At 54.7% G+C, this 22,407-nt stretch carries 19 protein-coding genes and 3 pseudogenes; 15 read left to right on the top strand and 7 right to left on the bottom strand.

The features are described 5' to 3' along the window. Positions 1–109: 109 nt before the first annotated feature. Positions 110–1,897 carry a DUF4209 domain-containing protein gene (locus RYC17_RS14420; protein WP_023103784.1) on the top strand — a complete coding sequence of 596 codons (1,788 nt, stop codon included), beginning with the start codon at positions 110–112 and terminating at the stop codon, positions 1,895–1,897. A 72-nt stretch (positions 1,898–1,969) separates the two neighbouring features. Here the strand turns inward: RYC17_RS14420 and RYC17_RS14415 are convergent. Continuing rightward, positions 1,970–2,230 (bottom strand): annotated as a pseudogene (locus tag RYC17_RS14415) (integrase); the annotation flags it as partial. 198 nt (positions 2,231–2,428) lie between these two features. Here RYC17_RS14415 and RYC17_RS14410 point away from each other — a divergent pair. Together RYC17_RS14410 and RYC17_RS14405 are read left to right on the top strand one after the other, a co-directional pair. Then, positions 2,429–3,397 (top strand): annotated as a pseudogene (locus RYC17_RS14410) (DUF4113 domain-containing protein); the annotation flags it as partial. Positions 3,398–3,650: 253 nt separating this feature from the next. After that, positions 3,651–4,001 carry a DUF3742 family protein gene (locus tag RYC17_RS14405; RefSeq protein ID WP_241689279.1) on the top strand — a complete coding sequence of 117 codons (351 nt, stop codon included), beginning with the start codon at positions 3,651–3,653 and terminating at the stop codon, positions 3,999–4,001. A gap of 42 nt (positions 4,002–4,043) precedes the next feature. On the opposite strand, the gene RYC17_RS14400 is transcribed toward RYC17_RS14405, so the two are convergent. From RYC17_RS14400 to RYC17_RS14380, 5 genes are read right to left on the bottom strand one after another with little or no spacing between them, the layout of a single operon-like run. Continuing rightward, complete coding sequence (locus tag RYC17_RS14400; protein WP_147232446.1) at positions 4,044–5,576, bottom strand: conjugal transfer protein TraG N-terminal domain-containing protein; 1,533 nt, start codon at positions 5,574–5,576, stop codon at positions 4,044–4,046. Continuing rightward, positions 5,573–5,947 carry a hypothetical protein gene (locus RYC17_RS14395; RefSeq protein ID WP_316903543.1) on the bottom strand — a complete coding sequence of 125 codons (375 nt, stop codon included), beginning with the start codon at positions 5,945–5,947 and terminating at the stop codon, positions 5,573–5,575. The genes RYC17_RS14400 and RYC17_RS14395 overlap by 4 nt, the downstream gene beginning before the upstream one ends. A 2-nt stretch (positions 5,948–5,949) precedes the next feature. Continuing rightward, a complete protein-coding gene (locus tag RYC17_RS14390; protein ID WP_316903541.1) occupies positions 5,950–7,341 on the bottom strand; it encodes an integrating conjugative element protein in 1,392 nt (463 codons plus the stop codon). After that, positions 7,338–8,276, bottom strand: a complete 939-nt coding sequence (locus RYC17_RS14385) for a TIGR03756 family integrating conjugative element protein (protein WP_316903539.1) — start codon at positions 8,274–8,276, stop codon at positions 7,338–7,340. Before RYC17_RS14385 ends, RYC17_RS14390 begins: the two co-directional genes overlap by 4 nt. Next, on the bottom strand, positions 8,273–8,746 hold the full coding sequence (locus tag RYC17_RS14380; RefSeq protein ID WP_316903537.1) for a TIGR03757 family integrating conjugative element protein: 474 nt from the start codon (positions 8,744–8,746) through the stop codon (positions 8,273–8,275). Before RYC17_RS14380 ends, RYC17_RS14385 begins: the two co-directional genes overlap by 4 nt. Positions 8,747–9,035: 289 nt before the next feature. Between RYC17_RS14380 and RYC17_RS14375 the strand changes: the two genes are divergently transcribed. The 6 genes from RYC17_RS14375 to RYC17_RS14350 all read left to right on the top strand — a co-directional run bounded on the left by RYC17_RS14375 (position 9,036) and on the right by RYC17_RS14350 (position 11,494). After that, positions 9,036–9,287, top strand: a complete 252-nt coding sequence (locus RYC17_RS14375; RefSeq protein ID WP_020342649.1) for a PapB/FocB family fimbrial expression transcriptional regulator — start codon at positions 9,036–9,038, stop codon at positions 9,285–9,287. Positions 9,288–9,657: 370 nt separating this feature from the next. Continuing rightward, positions 9,658–9,921, top strand: a complete 264-nt coding sequence (locus RYC17_RS14370; protein WP_316903534.1) for a hypothetical protein — start codon at positions 9,658–9,660, stop codon at positions 9,919–9,921. 134 nt (positions 9,922–10,055) lie between these two features. After that, on the top strand, positions 10,056–10,244 hold the full coding sequence (locus RYC17_RS14365) for a hypothetical protein (RefSeq protein ID WP_316888355.1): 189 nt from the start codon (positions 10,056–10,058) through the stop codon (positions 10,242–10,244). A gap of 341 nt (positions 10,245–10,585) precedes the next feature. After that, positions 10,586–10,876 carry a HEAT repeat domain-containing protein gene (locus tag RYC17_RS14360; protein WP_011267010.1) on the top strand — a complete coding sequence of 97 codons (291 nt, stop codon included), beginning with the start codon at positions 10,586–10,588 and terminating at the stop codon, positions 10,874–10,876. Between the two features lie 88 nt (positions 10,877–10,964). Beyond that, positions 10,965–11,189, top strand: coding sequence for a hypothetical protein (locus RYC17_RS14355; RefSeq protein WP_053932075.1), 225 nt, complete (start codon positions 10,965–10,967; stop codon positions 11,187–11,189). A gap of 53 nt (positions 11,190–11,242) precedes the next feature. Beyond that, positions 11,243–11,494 carry a hypothetical protein gene (locus RYC17_RS14350; RefSeq protein ID WP_003425134.1) on the top strand — a complete coding sequence of 84 codons (252 nt, stop codon included), beginning with the start codon at positions 11,243–11,245 and terminating at the stop codon, positions 11,492–11,494. A 274-nt stretch (positions 11,495–11,768) separates the two neighbouring features. On the opposite strand, the gene RYC17_RS14345 is transcribed toward RYC17_RS14350, so the two are convergent. Continuing rightward, positions 11,769–13,184: a DNA cytosine methyltransferase gene (locus RYC17_RS14345; protein WP_316903531.1), complete on the bottom strand. Its 1,416-nt coding sequence runs from the start codon at positions 13,182–13,184 to the stop codon at positions 11,769–11,771. Between the two features lie 508 nt (positions 13,185–13,692). On the opposite strand from RYC17_RS14345, the gene RYC17_RS14340 reads away from it, so the two are divergent. From RYC17_RS14340 to RYC17_RS26955, 6 genes and pseudogenes are all read left to right on the top strand, one after another. Continuing rightward, the gene (locus tag RYC17_RS14340; protein WP_316903528.1) at positions 13,693–17,451 is read left to right on the top strand and encodes a zinc chelation protein SecC; all 3,759 of its coding nucleotides are present in this window, start codon (positions 13,693–13,695) and stop codon (positions 17,449–17,451) included. Positions 17,452–17,784: 333 nt separating this feature from the next. After that, the gene (gene tnpA / locus RYC17_RS14335) at positions 17,785–18,117 is read left to right on the top strand and encodes an IS66-like element accessory protein TnpA (protein WP_003317539.1); all 333 of its coding nucleotides are present in this window, start codon (positions 17,785–17,787) and stop codon (positions 18,115–18,117) included. After that, complete coding sequence (tnpB, locus tag RYC17_RS14330) at positions 18,114–18,449, top strand: IS66 family insertion sequence element accessory protein TnpB (RefSeq protein ID WP_004409766.1); 336 nt, start codon at positions 18,114–18,116, stop codon at positions 18,447–18,449. The genes tnpA and tnpB overlap by 4 nt, the downstream gene beginning before the upstream one ends. 83 nt (positions 18,450–18,532) lie before the next feature. Beyond that, positions 18,533–20,059 (top strand): IS66-like element ISPsy43 family transposase, encoded by a 1,527-nt coding sequence (locus tag RYC17_RS14325; RefSeq protein ID WP_122310392.1) that lies wholly within the window; start codon positions 18,533–18,535, stop codon positions 20,057–20,059. Positions 20,060–20,345: 286 nt separating this feature from the next. Next, positions 20,346–21,506 (top strand): annotated as a pseudogene (locus RYC17_RS26960) (HAMP domain-containing protein); the annotation flags it as partial. Further along, positions 21,507–22,382 carry a methyl-accepting chemotaxis protein gene (locus RYC17_RS26955; RefSeq protein WP_370661146.1) on the top strand — a complete coding sequence of 292 codons (876 nt, stop codon included), beginning with the start codon at positions 21,507–21,509 and terminating at the stop codon, positions 22,380–22,382. Positions 22,383–22,407: the final 25 nt, after the last annotated feature.

The raw sequence follows: 22,407 nt of genomic DNA, 5'->3' as shown, positions 1-22,407 counted from the left end.
GCCCAAGGCTACATGAGATATTTTTACGAGACTACCAGCGCATCAAGCAACTTCAGTTCGGTTAGTTTTGAGCAAATGGCCGAGATATCGTTCTCGCCTAGGAGGAAATATGGATTTGAAGCAACAGGAAGTAACTTCGGAGGAGTTCGAGCGGTTCTTCACCGGATTCGAGGCAGAAAACATCCTCGAATGCCATGATCTGGCTGTCAAGCTGGCTGATTTCGCTGTTGAGCCTGCCGCGTTCGTCGTACAGTGCGCGGCAACGATGATGCTGCACCCTAGTGACAAGAGGGTCCCCTTCAGGCCCCTATGGCGTACCGAGCGAGGGACAAGCGCGCGTATCGGCGACTTCAATAGCAAGGCAATGCAAGCGCTCGCTAACGCCACTCCTCTTATCAAAAACCATGAGTTGCGGGCTCGACTCAGCGATTTAGTATGGCTGGAAGTGCGTGACAAGGAACAGCCAAAGATTGCTGTCAGCGCATACATCCAGTCTGCCAAGCGACTGTTTGAGGCCGGACGAAACTTTCCCGCATTTGCCAGAGTTGAGCGCGCGCTAATGCTCGTTGCTTCGCTACGACAATTGACAGACCGTAGCGCTGTATATGATTACATGAATGAGCTTTTAGCTTCGGACGAACTGTTGCGCTCTGACGTCAATCTGCTGAGGCTTTGCTGGGAATACCGTATAAAAGATGATGATTTCCTCTATGCCAAGGCGCTCGAAACACATCGACATTTCTTTGATAGTAAACAGTATCGGATTGCAGTTTCAGTTCTCGAGACATCACTCAAAAGCTGTCATGGGGACAAACCACGCTCCCATCAAATCCTCCAGCTAATTGCCGAGTGCCACGAAGCGGAAGCGCGGCTGCATAAAGGTTCTATCGCCGCGTCCTGCTACATGCAGGCCATCGAAGCCCTAGAGCGCATACCGGGTACGCGGTCTAAGCGAGACGAACTCTACAAGGAATTGAGAGAGGCACAACGTGATATCCAACATGAGATGGGGCTTTTCTCTCATTCATTCGGAAGTCTGCGTGAATATGCCGAGCATGCAGAAAAGGTTACTGAAGGGACAGACGTGTATGACTCGATCTTCCGACTCGCTTTTGCCATATCAAAACCTTCTGATCTTGAAACCTTAAAAGATACTGTCGGATCGAGCTTGGATCCATTGTTGGCTGATTTCGGTGGGATTCATATCGACCATGAGGGGATGACAGTCGCGGTTACGCCAAGTGCTGCCGAAGGCGAGGACGCGCAAGCAGATACCGCCCATGACTGGGCTATGCAGAGCCTACGGAACGATCATACATTAGAGGTCAATGCCAGAATCCTGCCCGCCTTGGACGGTATTGCGAGCAAATATTATTTTCATGAGGAGATCTTGGACTCTTTCTTGGCGAGAAACCCGCTAGTACCGGATGGTCATCAGGAGTTCTTTTCGCGTGGTCTGGTGGCGGGACTAAATGGCGATTACCTTTCGGCAGTCCATTATCTCATCCCCCAGTTAGAGAACTCCCTGCGTTATCGCTTAAAGCAGTTCGAGAAGGAGCCTTCAAAGCGATACCCGGACAACTCTCAGGAGCGAGACGGTCTAAAGGCCCTGCTCGATGAAGAGTTGCTGATTGCTGATCTGGGGGCGCCGCTGCTCGGAAATTTACGGGCTATTCTATTGGATAAAGTGTATGGGGACATGCGCAACCACCTGTCCCATGGATACGTGCCTGCCCACGTCTTCAAGGGTGATGCAGCGGTCATGCTGTGGTGGCTGGTGTTGCGAATGGTTCTAGCGCCCTACATCAAGTTTTGGGAACAGAAATACGGCGACAATTTTCGAGATGAAATCAGATCAGGACGCTTCGACTTTACCACATCCATTAACGAGAATTAATTTGACAGTACGTGTACTGCCTGCGGGAGTTTCGCAAGACTTTCTATCTCGATCAGGCATCACCATGCGGTCCTTGCCCTGGACCGTTAGGTGCCGGATGCCTCTGCGTTCTACCATGTGATTGACGTGCTGTTGAGCAGCTTCTTCGCGGCGCAGGCCTAGCAACACGGCTAGAATCGCCCCATCACGTAGCCCTCTCACCGACGTATTATCCAGCGCATCAAGCATCGCCTAGGCCTAGTGACCATCTAGGGCCCGGGTCTTGCCTTGGATAGTTTGAATCCTAGCTCGCTTCACGCCATGCACCGAGTTGCCACCGGCCACCGCGCGGCTGGCTCATAGCTGCCTGTCATGAATGATTCCATCAGGCCAGAAGAGTTGCTGTCCGCAGTCGACCGCAGATTTCGGTATGGACAAATTAGACTCTGAAAGCACTTCATAGGTGGATATCTATGGACACGGTTTATTCAGCGCAAAACTAGAGTTAGCGCCGCTTCCACTCATGTCCATGGGTTGACATCTTTCCTTTACATCGATGAGGCGTTTGCAGACCTCACCGGTGTCCCTGGCGATCTCACAGCGTTCGGTCGACGCATCCGGGCGAACATTCTTAAATGCACTGGCATTCCTGTGGGTGTGGGTATCGGTCCTACGAAAACGCTAGCCAAGCTGGCAAACCACACTGCTAAGCGACTGCTATCCCATACAGGCGGTGTTGTAGACATTTGCGACCTGCATAACCGCAACTGGGTACTGCGTAATACGGCGGTCTCAGAGGTCTGGGGGGTAGGGAAGAAGATGAATGCCCACCTGGAGGCTATGAACATCCGCACCGCAATGGACCTTGCAACCGCCGACCCGCGTACTCTGCGCGACCGGTTCAGCGTGGTCATTGAAAAGACCGCACGTGAGCTGGCAGGTACTTCGTGCCTGGAGCTGGGCGAAGCTGCACCACCCAAGCAGGAGATCTGTTGCAGCCGAATGTTCGGAAAACGGCTAACCACCATTCAGCCTATCAAAGAGGCGGTGGCCACCTACACTCAGCGTGCGGCCGAGAAGCTCCGTTCTCAAAACTCGCTGTGCAAGAAGATCCGCGTCAGCATCCGTACCGGCATGTTCAATCCGGAAGAAGCCAAGTACGCCAACGGCGCTTTGGTTGAATTGCCATACCCCACCAACGACGTGCGTTTGATGACCAGGGCGGCGACTGAGGCAGTGAATCGTTTGTTTCGACCGGGGTTCAAGTACAGCAAAGCAGAGGTTCTGTTGCTGGATCTGAGACAGCCTGGCGAATTTACGGATGACATGTTCGCTGCTTCGCAGCCGGCATCTTCGGAGAAGGTCATGGGAGTCCTGGACGAGATCAATACACGCTGGGGCAGAGGGACTTTACGAGCTGGGAGTGTTCCTTCTAATCCGGAGTGGGCTATGCGTCGCGAGCTGATGAGTCAAAGTTATACGACCAGGCTCGATCAGTTGTGGGAGGTGAAAAGTGTGTAGCAGCTCTGGAATGGTAGGGATGGAAGCGCGGATGCACTTGGATTACTGGGACAGTATTTCATTCGAAAACGCTGTCGAACCGTACAGCTAAACGGTTTGATCCAGTTGGCCGGCTATTCGTCGGAAGGTTGATTTCCAAGGGGAAGTAGGTTGAATATGAGCGGGTATACGTCTATAAATGATGTCAGAAAGACATATTTGAGTGGGTCACGAGGTGGCTATGAGCACAGTTAAAGTACAAGGCAGCGCTGCTATGCGGATCGGGCAAGGCCTGGGACGTAGTGTGGCTGCGGTTCTGCGCTTGGAAAAAGCTTTGTGGTCATCTATCAGCCGCGTCGGGATGCCAGCACTGATTGTGAGCCCTGTGAAGTGGGCCGTCCGGTTGGCTACGATCGGATTCATCGCTTTTTTTGCGGCTTGGGGATTACTGTACGTTGTGGGAGTGATCGCGATAGTCGCAATTGCAATTGGATTGATGAATACGTCAACCCAAGGCGATGCTTTGAGCCATTCTCTTAAGGAGGAAGAGCTACCCTATGGGATGGAGTCCAACGTCTTCGGACAGACCAAGGGGTGGTTTGATTCTGATAGTGAATACAAATAAAAAAAAGACCAGCTTTCGCTGGTCTTTCTTTATTCTGCGCTGTTACTTTTTTACCTGATTTATAATTTCTCCAGCTCCTTTTCCCCCTGCGGCTTGGGCAGATTTTGTTCCCTCGCTTAGCCCATTCATGAGTGAGCCAAGCTTCATTCCGGTCCAGCCCAAGGCAACTACCCAAAAGCTCGGAAGTACTAGGAACATGGCACCCATTACGAAGTCCAGCAGCAAGTCTCCCTGAGCATTGCTGGCCCCAAACACTGGGTCAAAATTGGAGTGGGGAACGTTACTGCCGATCCCGTTCCCGTAAAGGGCGTCCAAAATCGTGCTATCCACCCAGCGGGCCAGCTGGAACCAGAAGTCGACGAAGATCAAAGCGAACGCAGCAAAAGTAATCGTCATAACGACCTTCAGATCAAACATCCCGATCACCAGCACAAATGGAATGCAAATGATGAGAGCCATCTTCAGGAAGGCCATCACCATTGGGGCGGCTTGCCTTACGCTGTCCATGGCTGGATACATCACAAGAGATCCCGCTGCCTGACCAGCTGTAGCTGCAAGGCGTGTGAAGTCATTTAGCACTGAGCCACCGACTTGACCGCCATAGTCTGAATAAACCTGTCCCTGAGTCAGTTGCTGCTTCCTTGGTGAGACCAGATCGCGGATGACTGAGTCATCGACTTCGGTCTGTGTCATGAACTTTGCCCACTGGGCAAGCTTGCTCAGCAGATCTGGACTAACTTGTTCCAGCAGCCTGGCTCTGAGGCCGACGCTCCCATCCGACCACCATTGAGTGCATGTAGGAAACCCACCACCACCAGTGGTTTGTGGCAGGCCTGCGTCCCGGGTTGCGTCATAGGGCCATTTGGTTCGGGGAGTGTGTGACCTGAACCCAGAGAAACCATCGCTGTAATAGCCGGATGTTTGCAGGAAGAAGTGCGAACCGATCCAGTTGACGTCGTTGAGTTGATCATTGCTGAGGGTAGGCTGGGTCATGAACAGCTTTGCGCGCGCACGTGCGTAGCAATCGTTCGTGAAGTCAGCGACCTCCTGGGCAAGCAGCGGATCGTTGATGCGGGCCTTGTTGACGTCCATCCGGACCTGTTGCAAGTCGACTCCACACGGAATGGCCGCGACTGAGGCGGCAGTTGCTGCCTTGGACATGGCATGCACAAATAGCCACCATACGGGCACGGTGGCGCTTTTGCCGTTCAGCGTGCTGAAGGATGTTTCCCAGCCCGTGTCAGCCGGATTAGGTATCGAGTATTGGCATTGATCAGATCGGCTTCGGTCGAACTGGATGGTATCGATGCTGACGTTCACCAAGGGCATGCAGGCAAGAATGATGACTAGGATCGCTGTGTAGAAACGGTTTTCCACTCTGGCAAGTGATAGGACGCCCTTGTTGCCCTCATCAGCTCCCTCACCGCGGGCTCTGAGCCATTCGCTGATGACAATGGCGGCAAAGGGGGCCGCGAATAGGCCGCTGTCCTCGATCATGTTCCAGATGCCGCTGTTGATCAGCCATCCGACGAGTGTCAGGTAATACTCAAGGTAGTCATTCGTGTGCAAGATCATGGCAGTTCGACTCCCGCTACAGTGGCGGCGCGGCGAAACTCGAAAAGGAGAACGACGAAGATGGCCATGACCTCGCAGCGCCGAAGACCCGAGGGAAATGGATTTGTGTCTGATGCTCGCTGTTTAAGGGTGCGCCTGAGCCGGTACCAGCCAAGTCCTATCGCTGCATAAAGCGACAGCCGCCAGGCCAGCATGTAGTTGTAGTGCGTTTTTTGCCATTCCCTGAACTGCTCAATATCTCCAAAGAAATGCGCGATGGCTGTTATGAAAATCACAGCCAGAACAATGGTCAGCACGACCGGCCAGGTGAATGACACGAGCGCTTTCGCGCCCCTACGTAGCCATCCCTTGGCAACCAGCGATGAACTCATGATCAGTTACCTTTCGCAGGGTTCTGCAGCTGCTTGAGGCGGTCAGGGGTTGGATCGCCTTGAAAGATGCCCTTGGAGCTGTCCTTCCGGCTCTGAGCTCTCTGTAGAATGGCTGTCGGTGAGTTGCTGGCCAGGTTGCGACGCATATCCAGCTCGGTCTTCAGGTTGTCAATTTCCTGTTGCAGGCTGCTGTTCTGCTGACTGACCGCCTGCAGGGCCACATCGTTGGCAGCAATGTTCGGCTCTTTACTGCCGGTAAACATGGTGCGCTGAAGCAGTAACGCTTTGCCGAGAACCTCAGATAACGCGACCTCTGAAGCAAGACGTTTAGCGAGGATATCCTGGTCATGCTCAGTCCTGAGTGCCTCTACCACACCACGGGTAACAGGTAGAGAATCGCTGCTCGCTGCAGTCAAGTTTTCTGAAGTGAGGGCCTTGCTGCCTGAGATCAATTCCTGCAGCGCCTTTAGCTTGGAGTCGTAGGATTCCTGGATGAGAGGAGTGAGCCCAACGCCGGCAGTGGACGTCGTTTTGGTGCAATCCTCGCAAGTGCGTTGTTGTTGCTCTCCCAGTACACGATTGGCGAAAGTGGTGGCTGCCTGAGGCGATGACCAGGTGGAACACACCATGCCGTTGTTGCAGGCCGAAGGACTAATGGACGATGTATCGGCAGCGCCGCGTCCGTTCAGCAAGTTGTATCCCGCTCGGGTAACGTCGCCTACAACCTTGATAGGTTGCTGGCCAGATCCGCCGGCCTTATTTCCTCCGAGCCACGTAATACCGTCATTCCCTCCCTGCTTTTCGACCTGTGCAACGGCTGATACAGCATCTGTGTTCCCGTTTTTCACCGCCTGGCTCATAGCCTGGCCCTCGGCGATCTTGTTCCAGCCCATCTGTCCTCCGGCGACATCGAGCATCTTGTCAGCAATGGCACGGCAAGTGCCTTTGGAGCGGTCGAAGTCAAGACGACCCTGCAGGATGCCGTTGGTGAGCAGGTTGTACAAAGCGGGGTTAGCACGCTGAATAATCAGTCCTGGTAGTGATGAAACGGCGCTGGTAGCGTTTGAGATCATCGACCCCATGATCGTCTGAAATCCGGAAGTTGCTCCATTCAACTGATTCTGGAGCGTGTTGTTCATGTTCATGTTTCCGCAGACCAGGTTGCTGTTCCAACCTCCGCCGATGCTGATGCTATCCATATTCCCCGCCGTACCCATCGTCACAGCGTTGCCGCCTCCGACGCTGTAGAGCACGTCGTCGCCAATCACGCTGCCCGACGAGCTTGCATTGATTCCCGGAATTTCGGCGAGAGCACTGTGGGCTGTCAGGGTGCTCATGAATGCGATAGTCAGAAAGGCAGCGCGGCGCATAGTTGAAGTCCTCATGATCATCATTGAAAGTCCGTACTGCCAAGAAAGGTTTGTCCTTCCCGCTTGCAGCAGGAATACGGGCGCCATAACGCCCAGGCGTAACCACCATCGGTTGCCTGCACACGGGGCTGGGAGTTTGGAAATACCGCGCAGCTTTGACTGAGGGTCGGCGTCAGCTCTTGCCACTTACCGGTGGTGGCGTCGGTCTCGATCAATTCTCCTGCAGGCCAGTAGCCTGGCTGGGGCTGTGCCAGAAGCGGTTGATAGACGTGAACCTGGCCACTGCGAGTGACCACGTCACCAGCACGCTGCGCGATCACGGATGCAGCCTTGTAATCGTCGGCTTGATGGATAAAACCACTGCGAGGGTAGACGCTTCCCCACATGTCCCCCGACGTCAGACCCCCCACCTCTCGACGGCCGGGAATAAGTGCTTCTGGATAAACTGATTCTGGAACTCCGTAACGCCAGGCGACGGTGTTCAAAGTGCTCAGCAGGTAGGGCATGTAGGGCGTGGCAGCGCCCTGACAGGCATAACCCGAGGCGCTGGCAAACTTACTGAATGTTGCTCCTCCGGGGTGGCCTATGACGTCAGCGTTTTTGAATTTAGCCAGGCTATCTTCGTTGTTGTGATTGGTGGTTCCGTCACCGCCATCCTGGGCGAATGAATTTGATGAACTCAACGAAGAGACCTCAATCCAGGGGTTTTCACCGGTATTCGAATAGCTTGAGACCACGGCGTCTGGAACGAAGTGACGAACCTTGGTCGACGTCTTCACCTTGCATCCAAACGGGGTGCAAAGCAGCCAGTAGCAGATCCCGACCACCTTGTACTCCAGACAGTCAGGCGACAGGGTTGAGGCGACTAGGGTGGCAGATGTCACCGTGCCCGCTGCTGCCGGCCAGGTTGTGATCGACAGTGCCAGGGCTGCCCATGCTGGAGGCTTTGGCAAGTTCATCGCGGTGCCTCCCCCCGGCCGGTTGCATTTTGGTATTTGGCGGCGGCGCGCCACTGGGCAATGCGAGATTCAGCGGCCGTAGCGTTGGTTTCCCCGTACACAACAAACTTGCGGTCGACCACCACTGCAGGGACCTTCGTTACCCCCATGCTCCAGGCGTCTACGAGGTTTTGTTGAGCCAAAGCCAGATCTCGTTGCAAGCGCCGCGCATCGCTGCTCATGAGGCGTTGCTGCATGATCGCGATGGCTTGTTGCTGGTTCGCCGGCAGTCCTTCCGACAGCTTGGCTTCGAGCCGTTCGGATTCGTCGAGGAGGATCAGCCGGACATGTGCCGGTGCCTGAACTGGGTGGTTCCGGTCGGTAACGATCCACGTCTCCGCGTTCGCGAGGGGGACCTGTATGGCCGCAATCAAGATCAGTAAGGCCATGCGGTTCTTGCCGCTGAGGCGGTAGGGGCTGGAGGGTGGCATTAGGCAGTACCTGCAGGTGGTGTCAGGTACAGAAAACGCGATTAATGAACTGTCGTCAGTAGGAAACCGTTATCGAGACGGTTGGGGTTTGATGGCGTCTGCTAGGGCCGTGCGGCCGCCATCAAGCAGCAGGCGCGGTAGTGGTTGAGGGAAACAGCATTGCTAGCGTGCCTGCAAGGTTAAGGTAGATGTTGGAAGTGGCGTATAGGTCCAGACTCCTCCGCAATCGCCGTGCTTAAGATTTCCGATTACGGTAAAGTTCCTGGTCCACCGTGTGTCTGGAGTTTAGATGTCACAGCTCAAAGAGTCAGGGTTGATCCCAGGCAAGGTCACGTCTCAGCACTTCGACGTGCTGCTGTCGTTTACCGGAATCAGAGGGGAGATGCTTGAGGCAGCGCTGCGTGCGCATTTCGTCGACGGCCTGTCTCAGCGCGATGCGATCCAGCAGACTGGCGTGAATCAGAGCTTGCTGTCTCGTAAGGCTGCAGCGTTACAGGTCATGAGTGGACGTCTTGAAGATGCATCAAAGTATTACCGATAACGGAAATAAAAAGCTTCCACAGTATTTCCGAATACGGTAATGTGTCCTCATTCAATCGAATCACTGAGGGCAGCAAGTGAGTTCCACGCCGCATAAAATCAAACGTCCAGCACTAGAGCACATACTCTGCCACCTATCGCTGGAAGTGGCATTTGAGGTTGCTTGTGCACGCTGGCCGGGCGTGAAATTGGGTTACATCGGTACTGACCGCAAGACCTTCCAACATTACTTTCAGGAATGGGGCAACAAAGAGCCCTTCATTCTTTGAGCCAATATCGCTGATGTACACAACCAGCCCTGCCCTCAAAAGCGGGGCAGAGGCCGTAGAAGGATGCCCCTTTGGCATCCAACTCCTTGAAGGGCTGACCCGATGCCTCTACCGAAACGCAAAAGCATGACCCTGCGTGAGCAGGAAACTTCTGCTAAGGCTCAGTGCCACGACTGGAACACCACGCACCCTGAAGGGGCGGCCGTGTTCTACGAAGAGCTGTTGGGCTCTGGTGAAAAGATCAAGACCAAAACCCGGGGCAAGGCATACGTAATGTGCTGCGAGCCGGTTATCATGGTGGAGGATGTTTCGGGTGCTGTATCCCTTGACCACTGCACTGTTGTTGCTGGGCACGCAGTTGCATAGGAAAAGACCTTATCGCACCCAGTGCCTACCGCCGGCCTGGCTGCCGCTCAGCTTCACTCCAAGCCTCGCTTCGTGCGGGGCCTGGCCAGTAGGAACGCACGACTTTTGCACTAAAAAGACACAAGGAACGTCTTATGAAATTAGAAGTGGCTCAATTGATTGCGGTTTTGGCTTCTATAGGTCTGGGAGAAGCAGGGCAGCGCACTGCAGATCTGGCCTACAGCGAGGCATTTATTATTGCTCTGCTCTTGGGATTTTTTCTGATGATGGCAGCCCTTGCGCGCGAGGTCTTTGAAGTGCTGCGTGAAAAGTCCTTGATATGATAGGCAGAACTGCCTATTTGCCTGCCTAGGCAACATTGCCTATTTCTCTAGAAGAGGTGCATGTGGATAATCGCACTCGATACCTGCAACTGCTAGATACCTATGGGATTACCCAAGCCTACAGCGCCAAGCTTATCGCGGCGGTTACAGCGCGGCCTTGCGCAGCGCGGACAGTTCGGTCGTGGCTCAACGATCCTGAAAAGCCAAGCTCAACACCATGTCCCGACTATGCAGTTGCGAATCTGGAGAAGGCCATTGATTTGATGCTGAGTGCCGTAGAGCGTCGTAAACAGAGCCAAGGGCAGTTGATCACGTCTTAGGTTGATAGGGCGGGGTCAATTGTGGCAGAAGTAGAAAGCGATTTTCGCTTACTTGTTGATACGAATAGGAATGTCATGGCTACTCACAAAGAACTCGTTGCTGAACTGATCAATGTACTGAACTCTGATGGCTCATCCGAAGTTCGAGCTGGGGCCGCAAAGGGACTAGGCGCTGCTGGTGGTGCTGATGCATTGCGCGCTCTGCGTGCAGCGCTGAAGCATGATAGTAAGATTTTGGTTCGCGCCGCATCTGCGGAGGCTGTCGGTTTGATTCTTGGCCGTGGCAACTTGCAGGACATGATGGATCAGTGATTCCGAACAGACTCGGTTCGCCGAGCTTGTAGATAGCCGATTCAACGATTCGGCTGTCGATAGCCCCACTCAGAGCGGAAAATAGACGATGAAAGACAATGACCCGATTGCCCAAATCTTGGAACGGGCCCGTCAGCGCATCGAGCAGGTGGCCATAGCTGGCGACCGTGAGGTGATGTTCCACATTGCGGCTGAAGCTCAGGGTTGGATAGGCGCTTTGCAGGCAGAGAATTTGCTGGGTAATGAGCAATGCGAAATGCTTGATGCAGAATTGAAAGTGGCCATTTCAAAGTGGGATGGTGGTCCAGAGTAAGTAATCTGGACCGCCTATTACCGCCAGGTCCTATCCGAACAGGAAATTCAGGCATGACCAATCTCTGTGAAGCCTTGCGCGCAACTGCCAATAAGTGGCGAAAGATCAACCAGGATCACCGTGGCGGCATAGTGATGATCTGGCAAGGCACTGTGTACGGTTGGAAGGATTCATTGCGCGACGCGAGCCATGAGCGCCCAGGTGTATTCGCGGTGGATGAAACTGGCCACATTTTCATCGCCGCTGGAGGTGATGACTATAATGGTGCCAAAGGCTGGGTGGCGGCTGACCTGGACAAACAGTAGGGTGATACGATGAAAACGTTTCTGCTTTATTTAGTGCTCATTTTTGGGGGGACTGCTGCTGTTGTGGCCGGTACGGTAGCATTGGGGTATGACTCGCTCAGCGCATTGACCGGCTGGGACAGTAGAGGGACTCCGGAGCTCGTATTCATGGCGATCTGCGCTGTAATTTGCCTTGCATGCACAGTACAGATTTGGAAAGTCCACAAGCGATATGGCTGGTACTAAATCCTTTCGAGGATAGCCCGGCGCTACCCGTAAGGTAGGCCGGACGTTTTCAAGCCGCCATCACACCTGCCGGTCTGGCAGTTCTGTGCAGCTTCGTTATCAACTTCCCTAAAGTGGCCGCAATTGCTTCGAAAGCGGTATAGATGACAGATTGACCCAGTATCTCGTGGGCTGTGGTGTTGGATACTCCCTCAACGATTTCAACCGGTATTGTTTTGACGCGAGCATGTTCGCCTACCGTCAGAAGCCTGCTTAGCGCCGGGTTTCTTGGGTGTCGAATAAATGGTTCTGTCGATCTTGCCTTCGCGTACCCACGCCCAATACAGCCGCATGAGGTTGCTTCAGGTGTTAGTAGTTGCCTGCGAAAGCCCTTGCCTGTGGCAATGTCGCGCTCCTCTTTACGTCCCAGGTAGTCATAGCACTTCCAGCTTTCATCAGTTTCTGGCACAGCGTCCATGAGCTCCTTGAGTGAGCGCTCTTTTGTGCGAAGAGGGGTGATCTGATCCAGTGTCAAAGGCCCAAAAGCCCCCTCCGTGTATGCAACCAAAGCCATCCTGGACCTGCTTTCGAATGCCCCGAACACTGCTCCGTCGAGGATGCACTCGAACAGCCGGTAGCCCAATGACTTCAACACAGATCTGATCACTTCCATCGAAGTGCTGGTCTGGTAATCAGGTACATTTTCGACGATTGCCATGACTGGGTTGGAGTACCGGACAAAGTCCAGAAAGTCTATGAATAAAGAGCCTGCGGATGGATGTTGTTCGGCTGAGTTGAGTTTGTTTTTGGCCTTGCCTGCACGTGAGGCTCCAGTACAGGGAATGCCCGCAACAACCAAATCACATTCCGGGGTGCCCGTGCCGCGCTGCACGTCCCGGACATCTGCACAGATTGCGAATGAAGTGTCTCGCCAAAGCATCGGGTTGTTGCGCAGGCTGGCGTCCAGGTACTGATCTTCGACCTCAATACCAATCCTGACAAAAGTATCAATTCCAGAGCGTGCCAAGCCGGCGTGTATTGCACGATCCAGCACGCCTCCACCGTGAAACAGACTGCATACCGCCAGTGGTTCTTGTTCATCGAGCTTTCGCTTCAGTCGCGCCAGGCGCTCTTCAATCCTCTTGTCATTGTTGAGGGGAGTGATGACGATCCTTCCCAAACGAATGACAACTCGGACTTTCTCTGCGGCCTTAAACAAGCTTCTGAGTAGGGCTGTCCGGATCTCGATGAGAGGCGTAGTGATTCCATTTTTAACCCGCTTGGAGACCGTGACATCGCCCGTGTTGAACTCTGGTGATGTGGCTGGCACGAGTTCTAGTCTGGTCTGTCCTTCTAGGCGGATGAGTGAAAAACGAGTTCCTATTTCGATGCCGGCATTTAAAAGCTTTTGGCCCTCAAGCCAAATACGTGGGACGCCGCGGGCTTCCCCTATCTTAGGGGTGATGAGCAGTGAGAAGGTATTCATATAGGATTCTCAAAAAAGGGAACCCGGCCCAATGGGAGGATTCCCATTGGGTTGATGAAGTGAGGAGTGTGCAGCCACCAACGTCAGTTGGCCGCTCGCGCTTCCGGTTGCTTTGCGAGCTTTGGGGATGTTCACGCAGACAGCTGCGTCGAGGCCACTAGTAGGTAGCCCTCATTACGGGTTTGAAGCTGAAGTTACCTATCCAGGCTCTTACAAGTTCGCCAGTTGTGTCAATAGGCAGAATCGGTACGTTCGGTACCGTCTATCAACCCAGTACATGAAACGCGGGCAAGGGCACGCGCGTTTTTCTCCAAAGCTACGATGGATTTCATGCGCAGCGTGCGTGCGTCCGCTTTGGCCAAGCACCTATCGCAAGGCTGCACATGCTCCCTACTAGCGTTATTCAATCGAGCCTTGCATAGTGCATCCGAATCTTGCTGTGCAATTCCACCCTGGCCAGCGGTTTGCTCGAAACCACAACTATAACGGGTGCTTCAAAGGATTGAATATGGACACGCAGGATCCGGAATTCGGCCCATACCAAGTGGATTATGGCTCATTACTAGCTGAGATGGCGAAAGGATTCGGCCAACAATCTCTCGGTTCGCTAATGGCAGCTTGTTCGCCACTGCCTAAAAAGCTGGACGGTTTTTGCCCGGTGAAAAGTGCGGCCGCATTCGGTGGTCTGCTGCTTCGTGCAGATTGCCAAAAACACTGTCTACGTATCGAGCTTTTGATTCACATGGCCATCGCGGCGGGCAATGGTAAACGATCTTTGCCTCCAGGAATGATAGTGCACGGTTTTCACGTGGCAGGTCGTGCGGTGGGTGTACTGGAGGATCCACCTGAGGACGTACTGGTCCAGAACATCAGCTCCAGACGCGGTAACTACCGAATTCTCCCAGGCATCTGGGAGGGCGCAGGCTTTTATCTGCAACGTTTTGTCAATTTACTTGACGATATGCCTGTCGAAGGGAACTTCAAAGTCATAGCCGATGCAGGGCACGCATTGTTGAAGGTGTCGGAGCTGCTCTGTTCAAGGGCGGGACTTCGGCGAAATCTGCGCGGTACCGAAATGGGCCTCACTAGCCTGCCGTTGCGAATGGCGTCTAAGGCAGCGGAATTACGTAATGGGGTCGGACTTACTGCCGCAGACTTGCGGGCAATTGACGTAGATGTCGAAGATCTACGCCCATTCATGTTCACTCCCCAGCTCAGGCAGGGGCTGAGCGGACAATCATTCGGCAATACTGATTTGGAGCGTCGCCCATTGGCAATGGTCGGCGATACCCTGTATCTGGTGTTGCCGACCGCAGTATCTCTAGCCATCCGTTGGTGGTGTCTGCGCAGCTTTAGCGTTTCTTATTTGCGCGCATCACTGCGATACAACCTGGCCATCGAATACGTCCAGTTACTACATGATGCGGTGCCGTTGACCTCTAGGCAGCCGCTGTCGTTCACGAATGAACAGGCAGCGCCTTTGGCGCACCTGACTCGTATGGTGGACGCTGGCCGCTGGCTCAACATGGTGTTTGTGCTAGATAGCCTGCAGGATTTTGCCGATGGCGGTTTCGCCGGCGTTGACAAGATGACCGAGTTAGTCGCGCCCGATGTTTCTCGGATCGTGGAGCAAGCCCAGCAACGGGCGAGCGAGAGTGCGGGGTTTGAAAGCGGCATCACTTTGCTAGTTTGCTGTGGGGTCGGGCGTGGGATGGGCATGTCGTTCGTCGCACCGCCACGAGCGGACTGGAAGATCGAGGCGATCGCCATCCACGATCTTTGTACGCTGAGCCATATTAATGGTTTTAAGACACTGGACCTATGGCGGTTGTGGGAATCGGAGATGCGTCTGCAAGGCAGCAACGTCTGGCTGCAGAACGCCAACGGACTCCTAAATATGTACGCGTGGACGGATGCGCTCAATGGCCACATGATTCCGCATGCTGATATCCCGGTCGAGGCTAGTGGAACCAGCCTTGTGGTATCTATCACACAAAACGGCCTTCTGGATCTTCGTAATCGGGCGCTTCTTGCCACAGACGAACACGCTCGGGAATACGTGGATGGCTCCTGGTTTATGATTCGAAAAGAGGAGGCTAGCTACTTCGAGGAGGATGACCTTCAACCGCTGTACGGAAGCGTCAATGCGCCAGGGCGGCCTAAAGGGGCGTTTTTGACTAACAAGCGCTGCTGGTGGAGTGAGTTAGCGTCTCCAATCGGAGGACCGGACACAGAAAGCTATGATCGTTGGAAGATGGTGGCCACCTGGCTGGTCCGATGCGCGCCGGTGCTGGAACATGCGCTGGCAGAGCAGCTTGGCCACGGGCCGATCTTATGGCGGTGCGTCTTTGTATGCCCGCCTCTGGCCGGAGATCTGTCCCAGTGGGGCAACGAGGCAGATGCCAGGGACGCGATCACCTGTCGGCTGGACCCACAGTTGCGGACGGTCGAGCTCTTAATCGACAAAGGCCTCGATCAGGCTATCTATCATCCCGATAACATAGCCGAGCGCGCATTGGTCCGGGGTTTCGTGGAAGGCGTGGTCACCCTTGCCGGGGCGGCGTCTGGACTGGTCGAGTCACTTGTCGCACAGATCGTGCCAAACACTCAGGCGCGGCACGCCCATGTATTTCCGGTGCGTAGCTATCGCGACTCAATTACCGAACTAGTAAGTCGTTCCCTGATCACTATTACTCGGCTGGACGACGCCGCGGACTGCTTGGGCATGGGCTGGGCAGTGCGCGGGCGCGAGCACGGCGGGCGGATTACAGGCAAGGCGGAGTGCCTTGCCTACTTTGGGCGGTTAGTCGGGCATCTGCAGCGAGATCTTTGTGAGCAATTACGACGCTTCGACAGGGAGAGCGTGGTCCGCGCAGTGCTAGAAAATCATGAGGTGGCGGGTGTTTCGCGGGATCGCTGGCACCGTACAGCCGCAGCAGTCCTGGCCTTGCGCCAGAACCAGACGGGGGCGTTGAGTGCTATGCGCGATCATGAGTACAGGCTCAATGCCGTCTTCCAGCCAAGCCGAAACCTGCTGGAAATGGCGCTGTGCGAATCGCCTCTGGGCACGTGCAAACCACTAGGCAAATTGGACTTGGCAAAATTGCTGGCTAAGGCGTCGCGGCTTTACCACATTGGAGGCTGGTCGGATTTAATCCGCTGGGACCTGATGAAGCCGATTGTCATCATCCGGCCGCTCGGCGATGTTCATGTGCAACAGGATTTTATCGACACGGTGATGGAAGGTTACGGCTCGGCAACCAGCGCCTATCGCTACCAGGCATCGGTGCGACGCTATGACAAGAACCTACAACAGCCAAAGGTCGCGGCAAGCGTGCAACAGGACGTCGACAGTCAGTTTAACCAAGCCTGGCTGGAGGAATTTGGCGTTGACCTGGATGCTTACCGGCGATTCTTGGATGCCCTCGAGGATTATGGGATCGACCAGCAACAGGCAGTGCTCGCTATACGTCGCTCGCAGGTATTGACCATGGCGGACTCGATCGAGACGGGACTAATGATACTCGAGCACTTCGTGCTGGTTCCCCGCCAAGCATGGGCCGATGTACCGCATGGGTATGACCAAAAGGATATCGATCCTTGGCGCTTCCGTCGGCGGCTAAGCGCATTACGTCGACCGATCTTCCAACTCGACCTTGAGGATGACCCTATGTTGATCCTTGCACCCGGCCTGGTGCGTGAAGGGTTCGCCGCGACGGTGCAGAGCTACTACAGTGGCAGCTACCCAGACCGGCATTTGGGGAACGCGATGAAACGCTACGCAGGCTATGCGCGTAATAGAGATGGTATGGCCTTCAATGCGAAGGTGCTGGCTCGACTGACGGAACTAGGCTGGCAGACAGCAGCCGAACTTAAGCTTACCAAGATCTTGAAGCAAAGCCTGGACCGTGACTATGGAGATGTTGATGTCCTTGCCTGGAGCCCGGAGCAAAAGCGGGTCCTCATCATCGAGTGCAAGGACCTGCAGTTTCGTAAGACCTACGGGGAAATTGCCGAACAGCTAAGCGATTTTCGCAACGTAGAAGTAAACGGCAAGCGTGATCTGCTCAGAAAGCACTTGGACCGAGTGCGTGTACTGCGGGAATATCAGGGCCGAGTGGGTGCCTTTGTTGGTATCGCAGGAGATTTTACAGTGGAAAGCGTAGTTGTCTTCAGCTTTCCGGTCCCAATGCAGTTTGCCAGCGGGGCGATCCGCGAACTAGCTCAGCTGCACACCTATAGCTCCTTAGAGGACCTACGTTGCTAAGGTGACAAACAGGTAGATCCCGGGATGACCGGCCGACGTCGGCATGACCCTAGTCGCAGCATCCTGCGCGGCGCGGCGACGGGAGCAAGTTCACCAGTATGTCAACTTGTTGGGCCGGAAAACCTGACAAGTCGCATGCTTAGCGTACGATTTTTTCCGAACTCTTTTAGCGCCCCTATTAACACCTAGCAGGGAGTGAAAGGTTGGCGGCTAGCCATTGGCGAATTTGCGTAACCGTCCGGGCAACACACCTTCCTGACACCGTCGCTTGAGGCGATGGTGTCCACCCAAATATAGGTGGACACCATTTTTAGCCTTTTTAAGCGGACGCCCATGCCACAAGAACGCCGTTCCTATTCCAAGTCCTTCAAGGCCCAGGTCATTGCTGAGTGCGCCCAACCTGACACTTCAATTGCCAATGTCGCCTTGACCCACAACCTCAATGCAAACCTCGTCCATAAATGGATTCGGGTGCATGCACAGAAAAACCTGACACTTCAAACCGCCTTCATCCCGGTCAAGACATCGCCGCCGGTGCCGATGCATCAGGCCCTTCCTGCCACGATCCGAATCGAAGTGCCGCATTCAAAAGGCGTAGTCGTGGTGAGTTGGCCGGCAGAAAATGCAGCGGCGTGTTCTGCTTTCCTGCGAGACCTGCTGCGATGATCCGCATCGACTCCATCTGGCTTGCCACCGAGCCCATGGACATGCGCGCAGGCACTGAAACTGCGCTGGCGCGGGTCGTGGCGGTGTTCGGTGCGGCGAAGCCGCACTGTGCTTATCTGTTTGCCAACCGTCGTGCCAATCGCATGAAAGTGCTGGTGCATGATGGCTTGGGGATTTGGCTTGCTGCCCGGCGCTTGAATCAAGGACGTTTTTTTTGGCCGGGCGTGCGGCACGGCTCTGAAGTCGAGTTGGATGCAGAGCAACTTCAAGCCTTGGTGCTCGGCTTGCCTTGGCAACGCGTCGGTTCCGGAGCAGCCATCACGGTGCTCTAATTCGCCTGCCATGGCCTGCTTGCCAGCGCAATTGGCCCATCAGTCTATCGCCGCCACTAGCCCTCTCTGGCAAAATCGGCGGCATGACTTCGCATCCGAATCTCGATCAATTAAACCCTGAAGAACTGCGTGCCTTGGCGGCGCAGTTGATCCAGCGCGTCGAGACGATGGACAAGCAAATCACTCATCACAAATCGGTCAACGAGAAGCTGGCCCACGAGATCGCGCTGCTCAAACGCTTCAAGTTTGCCAAGCGCAGCGAGCAGTTGAGCCCGGATCAAGCCAGCCTGCTCGACGACTTGATCGATACGGATATCGCCGCTATCGAAGTCGAGTTTGAGGCGCTGCAACCGGCACCTGTCGAAGCCAAAGTGCGCCAGCAACCCAAGCGCGCACCGCTGCCACCGCAGTTTCCTCGCACACTGATCCATCACGAACCGGACAACAGCCACTGCCAGTGCGGCTGCGCACTCAAGCGCATCGGCGAAGACGCCAGCGAAAAGCTCGACTACACGCCCGGCGTGTTCACAGTCGAACGCCACATCCGTGGAAAGTGGGCCTGCGAACAGTGCGAAACACTGATCCAGGCGCCGGTACCGGCGCACGTCATCGACAAAGGCGTCCCGACCGCAGGCCTGCTGGCCCACATCATGGTGGCCAAGTTTGCCGACCATCTGCCGCTGTATCGCCAAGAGAAAATCTTCGGCCGCGCCGGGCTGCCCATCGCCCGTTCGACCTTGGCGCAGTGGGTGGGCAACTGCGGCGTGCAATTACAGCCGCTGGTTGATGCGCTGCGCGAAGCCGTGCTGACGCACGACGTCGTTCACGCCGACGAGACGCCGGTACAAATGCTGACGCCTGGTGCGAAAAAAACTCATCGCGCTTACGTCTGGGCCTATGCCACCAGTCAGTTCTCCAACCTGGCGGCGGTCGTTTACGACTTCAGCCCGAGCCGCGCTGGCGAACATGCCCGAGCCTTCTTGGGCAGTTGGAACGGCAAGCTGGTCTGCGATGACTTTGCCGGCTACAAGGCAGGCTTTGAACTGGGCGTTACGGAGATCGGCTGCATGGCCCATGCCCGCCGGAAGTTCTTCGACTTGCACGTGACCAACAAGAGCCAGGTCGCCGAAAAAGCGCTGAACTACATCGCGGCCTTGTACGAAGCTGAACGAGAAGTCCGAGAGCTGGAGCCGGGTGATCGGCAGCGAATACGGCAGGAAAAAGCAGCGCCAATCGCCGACGCACTTCATACCTGGATGATCGCCCAAAGACAGCTTGTGCCTGAGGGTTCGGCCATCGCCAAGGCGCTGGATTACAGTCTCAAACGCTGGATAGCGCTGACGCGCTATCTCGATGACGGTGCCGTGCCGATCGATAATAACTGGTGCGAGAATCAAATCCGGCCGTGGGCTCTTGGGCGTTCGAACTGGCTGTTCGCGGGATCGTTACGCAGCGGTAAACGTGCAGCGGCGATCATGAGTTTGATCCAATCGGCGCGACTCAACGGCCATGATCCGTATGCTTATTTGAAGGACGTCCTCACGCGCCTGCCGACGCAGCGGGCAAGTGAGATTGCGGAGCTACTACCGCATAGGTGGCGACCGGTTTAGTTGCGCAAGACGGGATGCCCGGACGCACCTCCAACTGGTGCCATTACCGGTCTACTTAGCCTTTATGCTGGTTATCCATGCATTCCTCCCTACAGCTTCGCCCGGTGCAGCCGATAGTTTTCGTACCAAGAGAAGCGCGGCAATTCGATCCTGTAACAAAGGAGAGTAAGCGGCTTTTGAGGAAGATCTCTTGGAATGCTTTCATTACCTCATAACCATAAATGAGAGATGGGCACTTTTTAACGCCTAAGAAAGCACTCACAGACCTTGAGTGATCGAGAACCCGATGAATTTATTAGCGCCTGCCCTGTTCGTTACCAACCGTGTTCGATTCCCCATGAAATTCGCAATTTTGGGATTTATTGTCCTGATTCCTCTGCTCCTGCTAGGCACCCGGGTGATGCTTTCACTGAACACGAGCATCACGGGCATCAAGCATGAACAGGTGGGTCAACAATACTTGTTGGACGTCACCCCTATCCTGCGTCTAACCATGATTCAGAGGGCGCTGACACACGGCATGCTCAGCGGTGACACCAACGCAGTAGCCAATGCAGCACGCAATGCTGAAAAGCTTAACGATGCCTATGCGACTCTTGCTGCGCAGGACGCAAAATTTAGCACCCAACTGGCAACGACAGACCGAGTTCAGACGTTGCGTACCGCTAGTGTGCAGCTGGTTGAACGCGCCAAAGCAGGCGAAGCACCTTTGGTGATCTTTTCCGCGTGGAACGACCAGTTAACCGACCTAATGAATTTCGTTTACTACATTACGGCCACTTCCGGCATGATTTTGGACGAAGAAGCAGGTTCGTTGTACCTCATCGATCTAAGCTCTATACGTCTGCCTCGGCAAATAAATCTGGTCGGACAGATTCGCGGTCTGGCCAGCGGTTTTAGCGCTGACCGTCCTCTGGACGACACCACTCGTATTTTTGCCCAGACTTTGTTGAAACAGGAGCTGCTAATGCGTCAAGAGTTGCAGCAGAGCCTTTCCCTGCTTCGCCGAGAAGAGCCGAAATTATCTGGTGTAGTTCAGCCGTCTGTAACAACAGCCATTACCGACCTGGAAAATCTGCGTAAAGACCTGGTGGACTACCTTGATCCGAGCAAGCGCTCAAACGTGAATGCCAACACCTTGGGCGAGCGTGGAAACGCCGTCGTTGCTCAGTTTTACAAAGCTCAGGATCAGATCCAGGAATCGCTGCGAATTCGAATTGATGAGCGTCTGAATACACTGAGTAATGAGCGTACTTTCGGCACTGAGCTATTTATCGCCATTGCGATACTGCTGCTCTATGCGTTCGTCGGCATCTACAAGGCTCTGCGGATTGGGGTTGATGAGCTCCTAGCTGTGACGGCACGTATTGCTCAAGGCGATCTGAGCGCGCGCGTCCGAATCAACAGCCACGATGAAATCGGTGATGTAGGCGAGGGACTTAACCGCATGGTAACGGCCTTCTCTGGCTCACTGAGCCAGGTGGAGCGTAGCTCGCATTCAGTCTCAGATGCGGCAAAGCGACTAGAGATCTCCATAGGCCAAGCCAAAGCCTCAATGAACTCACAACAGGCTGAAACCGAGCAGGTTGCTACTGCCATCAACGAAATGACCGCGAGCGTTGCCGACGTGGCCCAGAATACCGAGGGCGCAGCACGTGCCGCTGAATCTGCAAGCAGTGCGTCTAACGACGGCTTGAAAGTTATGATTGAAACAAGTGCCGCTATTGAGGCGTTGGCCAACGAAGTGGAGCTCAGTGCAAGCAAAGTCGAAGCGTTAGCGACACACAGCAAAGAAATCGGTGGTGTCATCGAGGTCATCAGTACCATCGCGGATCAGACTAACCTGCTGGCCCTTAACGCGGCCATCGAGGCGGCGCGAGCTGGCGAGCAAGGCCGTGGTTTCGCGGTCGTGGCTGACGAAGTGCGGACTCTGGCCTCGCGCACACAAAACTCCACAGAAGAAATTCGACGGATCATCCAACAGTTGCAAGGCGCTACTGATGCCGCTGTTCAACAGATGAAAGCTGGGCAAACCCGAGCTAGGGAATGCATTCAGGCAGCGAGCCAAGCGTCTGGCAGCCTGAACCAGATCAATGAAGCAGTAGACGGAATTGTGGGCATGAACACTCAGATTGCAAGTGCGGCGGTGCAGCAACATTCGGTCTCAGAGGATATCAATCGCAACGTCATCGGCATTCGAAACAGCAGCTTAATCGTCATGGAAGGCGTAGAGGACAACGCCGTAACGGCTGACGAGCTTTCATTGCTCGCTAATGAACTTCGCAGCGTAGTCGGCAAGTTTAAGTTATCCAGCAACGCTTGAAAGGAATCTCAAGCGTTTCAATTGT

This window comes from Pseudomonas syringae group sp. J248-6 (assembly GCF_032586995.1).
Classification (GTDB): Bacteria; Pseudomonadota; Gammaproteobacteria; order Pseudomonadales; family Pseudomonadaceae; genus Aquipseudomonas; species Aquipseudomonas amygdali.
Note: the sequence above shows the minus strand (reverse complement) of the source record. Positions and strands in the feature narration are given on the sequence as shown.